The following is an 8,888-nucleotide window of genomic DNA, read 5'->3' as shown; positions in this document are numbered from 1 at the left end:
TCAGAGATGTTCGTTTGGGCTCAGTAAGTGAATATCTGTCTTTGATTCGTAATGAAAACAGCGAAGAAGTTAGTCGTTTTATTAATGCGATTACGACGAATCTCACATCCTTCTTTAGAGAGAACCATCATTTCGAGTTTCTTGGAGATAAGCTCTGTAAGGAGCTAAAGAATAGCAACGCTGCTTCAAGGCGAATTAGAGTTTGGTCTGCAGGCTGCTCTTCTGGTGAGGAACCTTATAGCATTGCAATGACCATTCGGGATAACTTTGATTTAAGTGGCTGGGACTGCAAAATTCTAGCTACTGACTTAGATTCCAAAGTTTTGGGAAAAGGTCAGCAAGGTGTTTACGGGGTTGAGCGAATTGAATCGCTTCCTCAAGAGATCAAGCGGAAGTGGTTCATGTTTGATAAGAACCACCCGGATATCGTTAAGGTTAAACCTGATTTGCAGGAGTTAATTAGATTTAAGCGCCTAAACTTATTGGAACGCTGGCCAATGAAAGGCCCGTTCGACCTAATATTCTGTCGGAATGTCGTTATTTACTTTAATGAAGAGACTCAAGCAGTTTTGTTCAACAGGTATGCCGATATGCTTAAAGATGGGGGCTATTTGATAATTGGTCACTCAGAGAGCTTGAGTAGAGTATGTACAAGGTTTAAGCCAATAGGTAAGACCATCTACCAGAAAATTTCTTAGTATTGAATGTTGATTGTCGTTCAGGGCAGCAATATTACAGTTAATGTAGGATAGTTAGTAAATGTCACAAAATCACACTTTACCACCACCCCTAGCAGGCTTTGAGCATGTGAACAGGTATTGGGATAAGCGAATGAATGTTCCCGCTGCTAAAATAATGCCGGGTGAGTTCTATGTGAGCAAAACTGGAGAAATGATTGTTACCGTACTGGGTTCCTGTATTTCTGCCTGTGTTCGAGATGTGCAACTTGGTATAGGTGGAATGAATCACTTTATGTTACCAGAGCAAGGGGCTCATTCGACGGAAAAGTGGGGAGCTTCAGAAATAAGCAGTGCCTCCAGGTACGGAAACTGGGCGATGGAATTTCTTATTAACGAAATCCTAAAGCTTGGTGGTACGCGTCGAAATCTCGAAATCAAAGTTTTTGGTGGCGGCAATGTTCTTAGTAACATGACTGACATTGGTAAGCGAAATATAGCGTACGTAAGAAAGTACATTTACGAAGAAAATTTTGAGCTAGCAGCGGAAGATGTTGGTGATATATACCCGAGAAAGGTCTTGTATTTTCCCGATACCGGTGCAGTTAAAGTAAGAAAGCTTAGAGAAACAACAAACGATACAGTCTTGCAAAGAGAGATTAGCTATAGCAATGACTTGAAGCAAAAGTCCGCACCAAGCGGTGGTGTTGAGTTGTTTGACTGATTCGCGCAGTAATATGTCGTACTTTTCGTGGAGAAGTAGGTTTGAGTAAGATAAAAGTTTTAATTGTTGATGACTCCGAGCTAATTAGGCAGGTTTTATCTGAAATTATTGGCTCGGCACCAGACCTTGAGGTTGTGGCTGTCGCTGAGCATCCGCTTGATGCTCGTGAGAAAATTAAGCAGTTCAGTCCAGATGTACTGACTTTGGATATTGAAATGCCAAAAATGGATGGCATTACATTTCTGCGAAATTTGATGAGATTGCGTCCCATGCCGGTCGTTATGATCTCTACTTTAACTAGTAAAGGAGCTCCGGCTACGCTTGATGCGCTTTCAATTGGCGCAGTTGACTATATCGCAAAACCACAAGGTGGTTCCTGGGATAACCTTTCGGATTATGCGCTAACAATTCAGAGTAAAGTTAGAAATGCTGCCATTGCGAATATGGCGGCTCATGATAGAGTGCTTTCGTCGAAGCAAGCTTCTAGTGAGGCGACAGAAAAACGTAAATTTGACGGGCGAAAAATTATTTGTATCGGAAGTTCTACGGGTGGAACGGAAGCTCTACGTGAAGTCCTGCAAGGGATGCCAGCAAACTGCCCGCCTATTGTTATGGCGCAGCATATACCTGCTACCTTTAGTGCCTCATTGGCGCAGCGGCTTGATGGACACTGTGAAATCACAGTTAAGGAAGCAAAGAGTGGTATGCCTTTGGAGCCGGGCCATGCTTATTTAGCGCCAGGCGACTTCCATTTAAAAGTTTACGAGAAAAACGGGCGCTTGGTTACCTCTCTATATGATGGAGAGAAGGTCAGTGGTCATAAGCCTTCGGTCAATGTATTATTCGACTCAGTCGCACAGCATTATGGGAAATATGCAGTTTCAGCTATCCTAACGGGGATGGGAAGTGATGGCGCCGAAGGTATGGAAAGAATACTTTCAGTGGGCGGTGCAACTTTTGCTCAAGATGAAGCAACGAGTGTTGTATGGGGAATGCCCGGCGCAGCTGTTAAACTTAACGCTGTGCAAAAAGTGCTCCCGATAAATAAAATTCGAGAAGCGCTACTTAAGGCTTGTGAAAGGTAGCGTTAGGAAATATCTATTTAGACAAGGGTGAGGCATAAATGTCAATCACATCAGTACTTTCAACGGATGATAACTCTCTAACTATTGCGATTAAAGGTCGCTTTGACTTTGCTTCGCATCAGAGTTTTTGTGACGCTTACGAAGGAAAAGACAACGGTGTTAGTGAATATCGCATCGATATGCGCGACGTCAGTTATCTAGACAGCTCTGCTTTGGGAATGTTGTTGTTACTTAAGGATCACGCAAAAGAAGATGTAAAAATCAGCATAGTTCACTGTTCTGATGAGGTAAAAAAGATATTCGAGATCTCTAATTTTAAACAGCTATTCGATATTCATTAAATTAAGTACCATTCTCTAAATAGCGGATATTGGCCCGATATTCGCATAATCCTCCCTAAAGCGTAGTGTAATCAAGTTAGACGACTAACTTGAGCGCCTACAATTCGCTTGTCCTAAAGCTATTTTTTCTAAGTCATAATTAATATGGCTTGAGCGAAACGGGTGGTTGTTGTTCATGCAAAATATATCTCTATCAAACCCTGTATCAGCAGGAAACGCACCAGCAGCGTCAACTAGCGGTCCAGCATTGGGCGCGAGCAGCGAACCGGGTGCATCACCCATAGAGGGTTCATTTGGTGCTACATTAACAGGTGTCTATCAGTCTTCTATAAGTCCTGAGAAACTTGATGATATTGCTGCTAAGCTTGAAGCTTTAGGGCTGGATTCAAGCTTCCTGGATGATATCAACGCATTATTGAGTGGCAATTTAATGTCTCTGGATGCGGCACAGCAAGGCATAGAATTGCCGGAAATGAGTACTTTTCTTTCTAACTCGCTGGCAGAGCTTGAGAGTGGTCTTGGATTTTCAAGTGATGACATACCCGAAGATGTGTTGGCATCTTTGCTAAATACGGTAAATGGGATACAACAAGCCCTTGCACCGGTAAGTGCTAACCTTCCACAAGCATTGACTGGGCTTGATTCAGGTGTGGCGCCAGTAAGTGTTTTGCCTGGCGTATCTTTTCAAAACCAGGATGCTAAGAAGTCTCAGGTGAACCTAAATACGGCAAACCAAATTCAAGCAGCTCCGCTTACCAATTCTAATATTGATTCAGGGCTTGGGTTGTCTCCTCAGAATTTGTCCCAAAATGGCAGTGCTATGCTCAATTTGGAAGAGGAGGTTGTTAGTCAGGCATTGCAAGGTGAATCAAAGTTTAAGGCGATTGCGGATAGTACTAGTAGTGTTGAAAGCATTCTGGAAAAAACGATTGGTAGTGGTGTAGAGCGTTCATCTTCGCCACTTAAAACAACGTTTTCGGAAGTGCAGCAGAAATTAGATAACGCGCCTTACTCGACAACAGTAATGACGGGTTTGGATGAGGTTGAGTGGGGGGAGGAAGTTGGCCAGAAGATAGTTTGGCTTACGGGAAAGGCAATTCAGTCTGCAGAGATCCACTTAAACCCTGCTGAGCTTGGTCCAATTGATGTAAAAATTTCTGTTCAAAATGATGCAGCAGCCATTACATTTAACGCCCATAATGCTTCAGTCAGGGAAATGCTTGAATCTAACGTTGTGCGTTTACGTGAAATGATGGAGACAAACGGCGTTGAGCTTCAGGAAGTGAATGTCGATGCACGCAGCGGTGATGAGCGTTTTGCATCCAATGATCAGCAGCAAGGTTCTAATGGCTCGGAAGATCAGCAAGAAGATTCTGAAGATTCTAGTAGTGAAACAGCTACGACAGAATCGATTTCACGCTCCTCTTCAAATCTCGTTGACTACTTTGCCTGATAAGTTTTTATCAGGCCCTCTTCATTTTCGCCCTCTTTAAGCTAAACTAATATCAAATAGTTAAAGGCAACAGTTAAGCTTCCGTTTAAACGGAGAACTGTTGTTTTTGGCATACACTTTGCTGGATATCTGTAAAGGTGCTCAGCTGCGATTTGATATGACGGGATTTTGACGTGGCAGAAGAAGAAAACAAAACTGAAGAAGAGCAATCTGGCGAAGGTGGTTCAAAGAAAAAGCTAATTATTATTATTGCGATCGTTGCAATTTTAGCTATTGGTCTATCGGTTGGTGTGACGATGTTTTTGCTTGGTGGCGATGAAGACGCACCAACTGAACCGGTTATTGAAGAAGAAGTGAAGGAGCCAGCTAGCTACATTCCAATTAAGCCAGCATTTTTGGTTACGTTTAATGTCGATGGGCGTCAGCGGTATATGCAGATTTCATTATCTGTTTCTAGTCGTGATGCCAGTGCTTTGGATGCTTTAGACCACCATATGCCTTTGATACGTTCACGTTTATTGAATGTATACGCAGATCAGGACTTTCAACAGATTCGCACTGAGGAAGGTAAGTTAGCGCTTCAAGCTCAGACAGTCGAAGTGATTAATACTGTCTTAAGTAGTGAAGAGGCTGGTGAGATAGAGAACGTTTATTTCACTAATTTTGTATTGCAGTAGTTTTGTTCAAGATGTTTTAAGTTATTTGTTTGGTGTTATTTTCGCGACCGTCAAATAGCTTATTTTGTGATTGCTTAAAAATTCATATAGTCAGGTATTAGTGTGCAAGATTTATTATCACAAGACGAGATAGATGCGTTATTGCATGGTGTCGATGATGGTGATATCGACACGGAGGACGATGCCGATGAAGAAGGTATACGCAATTACGACTTAGCGAGCCAAGATAGAATTGTGCGCGGGCGCATGCCTACGCTCGAAATGATCAATGAAAGGTTTGCCCGCTACACCAGAATCAGCTTGTTTAACCTGCTCCGTAGAAACGCCGACGTTTCTACGGGCGGTGTCCAGATCATGAAGTTTGGAGAGTATATCCATACTCTTTACGTTCCTACCAGTTTAAATATTGTCAAAATCAGACCTCTTCGCGGAGCTGGTTTATTTATTTTTGATGCCAAGCTAGTTTTTAAACTTGTTGATAACTTCTTTGGTGGTGATGGGCGTCATGCAAAAATTGAAGGGCGTGAGTTTACGCCTACCGAGATTCGGGTTGTTCATATGGTACTCGAACAAGTTTTTATCGATATGAAGGAAGCGTGGAGCGCAGTTTTCAAAATTGATTTTGAGTATATGAACTCTGAAGTTAACCCTTCAATGGCGAATATTGTTAGCCCTAGTGAAGTGATAGTAATTAGTACCTTTCATATCGAACTAGATGGCGGTGGTGGAGACCTTCATCTGGCCATTCCATACTCTACCATTGAGCCGATTCGCGAGATCCTCGATGCTGGTGTCCAGAGTGATGTTGACGATGTTGACGAGCGCTGGATGACAACTATTCGGAAAGATCTTTTAGAGGCTAATGTGCCTCTTAATGCGACAGTCCTAGAAGAACAGATATCACTTAGAGATGTTGCCAAGCTTGAAAAAGGTGATGTTATACCGATAGAAATGCCAGAGTTTATTACGCTAACTGCGAATAAGGTCCCTATGTTCAAAGCAAAGCTTGGGCAAAGTGATGGTCAGTTAGCGGCGAAAATTGAAGAAAAAATTGAACGACCCAACCTCATATCCAGTGTAGTTGACGAAAATTTGGAAGAAGAAAATGAGTGATAACGAAGATCAAAGTGAAGACGAAAAACTAGCATCTGAATGGGAAGCTGCAATGGAAGAGTCTGGTGATTCTGAAGGCGGCGAAGGTAGTGTTGAGGATGAGTGGGCGGCGGCAATGGCCGAAGCTGAAGCTATCGAAGGGGATGATGCTGATGATATTAAGTCTGCGCCTCTAGAGTCTTTTGATTCGCGTCCAGCTGCGGCTGCTAACGCTGGTGCTGGTGGCCCAGGCGCTCCCGATCTTGATGTCATTCTGGATATACCTGTTACGTTATCGATGGAAGTCGGTAATACCTCCATTCCGATCAGAAACTTATTACAATTGAATCAAGGTTCCGTTATTGAGCTTGACCGCTTGGCCGGTGAGCCATTAGATGTTTTGGTCAATGGCACACTAATCGCTCATGGTGAAGTTGTTATGGTTAATGATAAATTCGGTATTCGACTGACTGATGTAGTAAGTCCAACTGAACGTATCAGGCGTTTAGGGTAGTTTTGTGGGCTTACTGATTCGCCTTTGTGTGGTGTTCATACTGAGCACCAGTATTGTGTATGCTAATGAATCCTCAGATTCTACGAATCCTGGCACTGAGCCACAGCAACAATTAGTTGAGTTAGACGATACGTTAAAAACTGAAAACGAAGTTGTCAGCTCAAATACTGAATCGACCCACCTTAGTAAAGCTCGTGCACCAGAGTACGACCCGATAACGAGTTGGCCTATTGTTGTCGCTACTTTATTCGCAATGGTGGTCTTCATTTTTGTCTTGGCTTGGTTTGCTCGCCGATTTAGCGGATTTAATATTGCTAAAAATAGAGAAATGGAAGTGCTTTCGTCTCTTCCGCTTGGTGCAAGAGAAAAAGTTAGTTTAGTTCGTGTAAAAGGGCAGACACTTCTTTTGGGTGTTACCAATCAGCAGATTTCTTGTTTGCATACTTTTGACAGCGATTCTGATCTTAGTGATAACGCTCAAGAAGGTGGTGGTCGTGGTGCACATTCCGATTTTTCGACAACTTTAAAAGGCTTGCTCACTAAAAGTACGCCTGAGGAGCAAGGCAGCTCTGAGCTTAACTCTCAAGAGGGTAAGCTATGACAACGAAGTCAAAGTTTTCAGTGCGTACTTTTGCACTCCTAGCACTAGGTGTCGTTCTGTCATTGTTGTCATTTTCAGCTTTTGCTGAAGGTGCGCAAGGAAGCCCGGGTATTCCTGCTCTAACCCTGGTAAATAATTCTGATGGTTCGCAGACCTATACGGTGACGATCCAGGTTCTTGCGCTAATGACTGCGCTAACCTTCTTGCCTGCGATGCTGATGATGATGACTTCATTCACCCGAATAATCATCGTTTTCTCAATACTTCGCCAGGCCTTGGGGCTACAACAAACCCCTTCAAACCAGATAGTTTTGGGTTTATCGCTGTTTTTAACGATCTTTATTATGACGCCTGTTTTTGAAAAGGTTAATGAAACGGCTATCCAACCTTATATGAACGAGCAGCTAGCACCTGTTGATGCCGTTAAAGCCGCAAGCTTACCATTTCGAGAGTTTATGCTGACGCAGACAAGAGAAGATGATATTGCGCTGTTTGTGCGTATATCGGGTGCTGAATACAATACGCTTGATGACTTGCCGTTTTGGGTGTTGATGCCTGCCTTCGTAACAAGTGAACTGAAAACCGCCTTTCAAATTGGCTTTCTGCTGTTCCTGCCTTTTCTAATTCTCGATATGGTCGTGGCGAGCGTACTGATGGCAATGGGTATGATGATGTTATCACCTATGATTATCTCCTTACCTTTCAAGATAATGTTTTTTGTCTTGATTGACGGTTGGGCTCTGATAATGGGTAGTTTAGCCGCCAGCTTTGGAATATAACGAGGTAGATTAAGATGACGCCAGAGTTAGCAATTGACCTTGTAAGGGATGCCGTATTTGTAATTTTGATTTTGGTCACTTTAATACTCGTACCCGGCCTAATCGTTGGCTTGATGGTGAGTGTTTTTCAGGCTGCAACACAGATCAACGAGCAAACGCTAAGCTTCTTACCAAGGCTTCTGGTGACCTTGTTTGTGCTTATTGTCGCGGGTCCGTATATGATGACAAAAATTCTCGACTATTCAGAACGCTTATGGACTAGCATTCCATTACTGATCGGGTAAAAGATGGAATTTACCGACGCACAAATTGGCGCTTGGGTTGGGTCCTTCTTGTGGCCCTTATTCCGTATTGCCAGTTTCTTGATGGTGGTTCCGGTAATCGGAACACGGTTGGTGCCAATGCGTGTCCGAATTGGCTTATCCTTTGCCTTAACGCTAATCGTTGCTCCATTGATTGACCCTGTCCCTGTGATTGACGCTCTGTCAATCGGTTCTTTTTTGATTGTGCTTCAGCAAGTTGTTATCGGTACCTTAATGGGCTTCATGTTTGTGCTACTGATGCAGTTGTTTGTGGTGGCGGGGCAAATGATTTCGATGCAAATGGGTTTGGGTTTTGCTTCGATGGTTGACCCAACGAACGGTGTTAATACACCAATCCTGTCTCAGATATTCCTGATAGGCGTAACCTTAACGTTTCTTGCAATGAATGGTCATTTAGTGATGATTGAAGTGATTGTTGAAAGCTTTAGGGCGTGGCCGATTTCAGCAAGTATTATAGGTGAAAACTCGATAGAGCCTTACTTATTGTGGGATATGTTGATGAGGATTAACTGGCTCTTTGCTTCGGCTCTGCTGGTTGCGCTGCCAGTAGTAACTTCGGTATTGATTGTTAATATCTCCTTTGGAGTTATGACAAGGGCGGCACCGCAGATGAATGTATTCT

At 43.1% G+C, this 8,888-nt stretch carries 12 protein-coding genes; all 12 read left to right on the top strand.

Annotated elements, in window-relative coordinates; genetic code table 11:
* A partial coding sequence (locus A3757_RS13545; protein ID WP_156506318.1) for a protein-glutamate O-methyltransferase CheR occupies positions 1-698 on the top strand: 698 nt, incomplete at its 5' end.
* 61 nt (positions 699-759) lie between these two features.
* On the top strand, positions 760-1,401 hold the full coding sequence (gene cheD / locus A3757_RS13540) for a chemoreceptor glutamine deamidase CheD (protein WP_068554017.1): 642 nt from the start codon (positions 760-762) through the stop codon (positions 1,399-1,401).
* Between the two features lie 41 nt (positions 1,402-1,442).
* On the top strand, positions 1,443-2,486 hold the full coding sequence (locus A3757_RS13535) for a chemotaxis response regulator protein-glutamate methylesterase (RefSeq protein ID WP_068516560.1): 1,044 nt from the start codon (positions 1,443-1,445) through the stop codon (positions 2,484-2,486).
* Positions 2,487-2,524: 38 nt separating this feature from the next.
* Positions 2,525-2,827 (top strand): STAS domain-containing protein, encoded by a 303-nt coding sequence (locus tag A3757_RS13530; protein WP_068554015.1) that lies wholly within the window; start codon positions 2,525-2,527, stop codon positions 2,825-2,827.
* 175 nt (positions 2,828-3,002) lie between these two features.
* Positions 3,003-4,280, top strand: coding sequence for a flagellar hook-length control protein FliK (locus A3757_RS13525; RefSeq protein WP_068554013.1), 1,278 nt, complete (start codon positions 3,003-3,005; stop codon positions 4,278-4,280).
* Between the two features lie 173 nt (positions 4,281-4,453).
* Positions 4,454-4,957: a flagellar basal body-associated protein FliL gene (fliL, locus tag A3757_RS13520; protein ID WP_068513649.1), complete on the top strand. Its 504-nt coding sequence runs from the start codon at positions 4,454-4,456 to the stop codon at positions 4,955-4,957.
* 96 nt (positions 4,958-5,053) lie between these two features.
* The gene (fliM, locus tag A3757_RS13515) at positions 5,054-6,070 is read left to right on the top strand and encodes a flagellar motor switch protein FliM (protein WP_197470043.1); all 1,017 of its coding nucleotides are present in this window, start codon (positions 5,054-5,056) and stop codon (positions 6,068-6,070) included.
* A complete protein-coding gene (gene fliN / locus A3757_RS13510; RefSeq protein ID WP_068511675.1) occupies positions 6,063-6,563 on the top strand; it encodes a flagellar motor switch protein FliN in 501 nt (166 codons plus the stop codon). Before fliM ends, fliN begins: the two co-directional genes overlap by 8 nt.
* 4 nt (positions 6,564-6,567) lie before the next feature.
* Positions 6,568-7,164: a flagellar biosynthetic protein FliO gene (fliO, locus tag A3757_RS13505; RefSeq protein WP_068511678.1), complete on the top strand. Its 597-nt coding sequence runs from the start codon at positions 6,568-6,570 to the stop codon at positions 7,162-7,164.
* A complete protein-coding gene (fliP, locus tag A3757_RS13500) occupies positions 7,161-7,943 on the top strand; it encodes a flagellar type III secretion system pore protein FliP (RefSeq protein ID WP_068554009.1) in 783 nt (260 codons plus the stop codon). Before fliO ends, fliP begins: the two co-directional genes overlap by 4 nt.
* A 14-nt stretch (positions 7,944-7,957) precedes the next feature.
* Positions 7,958-8,227 carry a flagellar biosynthesis protein FliQ gene (gene fliQ / locus A3757_RS13495; RefSeq protein WP_068511910.1) on the top strand — a complete coding sequence of 90 codons (270 nt, stop codon included), beginning with the start codon at positions 7,958-7,960 and terminating at the stop codon, positions 8,225-8,227.
* 3 nt (positions 8,228-8,230) lie between these two features.
* Positions 8,231-8,888 (top strand): flagellar biosynthetic protein FliR (gene fliR / locus A3757_RS13490; protein ID WP_068739783.1); only part of this gene is annotated, 658 nt, incomplete at its 3' end.

Source organism: Oleiphilus sp. HI0117, assembly GCF_001635235.1.
This window is presented reverse-complemented; position numbering and strand designations above follow the sequence as displayed.

Bases quoted from the DNA above. Each gene is read 5' to 3' on its own strand.
- cheD (WP_068554017.1), top strand. From the start codon at position 760: ATGTCACAAAATCACACTTTACCACCACCCCTAGCAGGCTTTGAGCAT.
- A3757_RS13530 (WP_068554015.1), top strand. From the start codon at position 2,525: ATGTCAATCACATCAGTACTTTCAACGGATGATAACTCTCTAACTATT.
- A3757_RS13525 (WP_068554013.1), top strand. From the start codon at position 3,003: ATGCAAAATATATCTCTATCAAACCCTGTATCAGCAGGAAACGCACCA.
- fliN (WP_068511675.1), top strand. From the start codon at position 6,063: ATGAGTGATAACGAAGATCAAAGTGAAGACGAAAAACTAGCATCTGAA.
- fliP (WP_068554009.1), top strand. From the start codon at position 7,161: ATGACAACGAAGTCAAAGTTTTCAGTGCGTACTTTTGCACTCCTAGCA.
- fliQ (WP_068511910.1), top strand. From the start codon at position 7,958: ATGACGCCAGAGTTAGCAATTGACCTTGTAAGGGATGCCGTATTTGTA.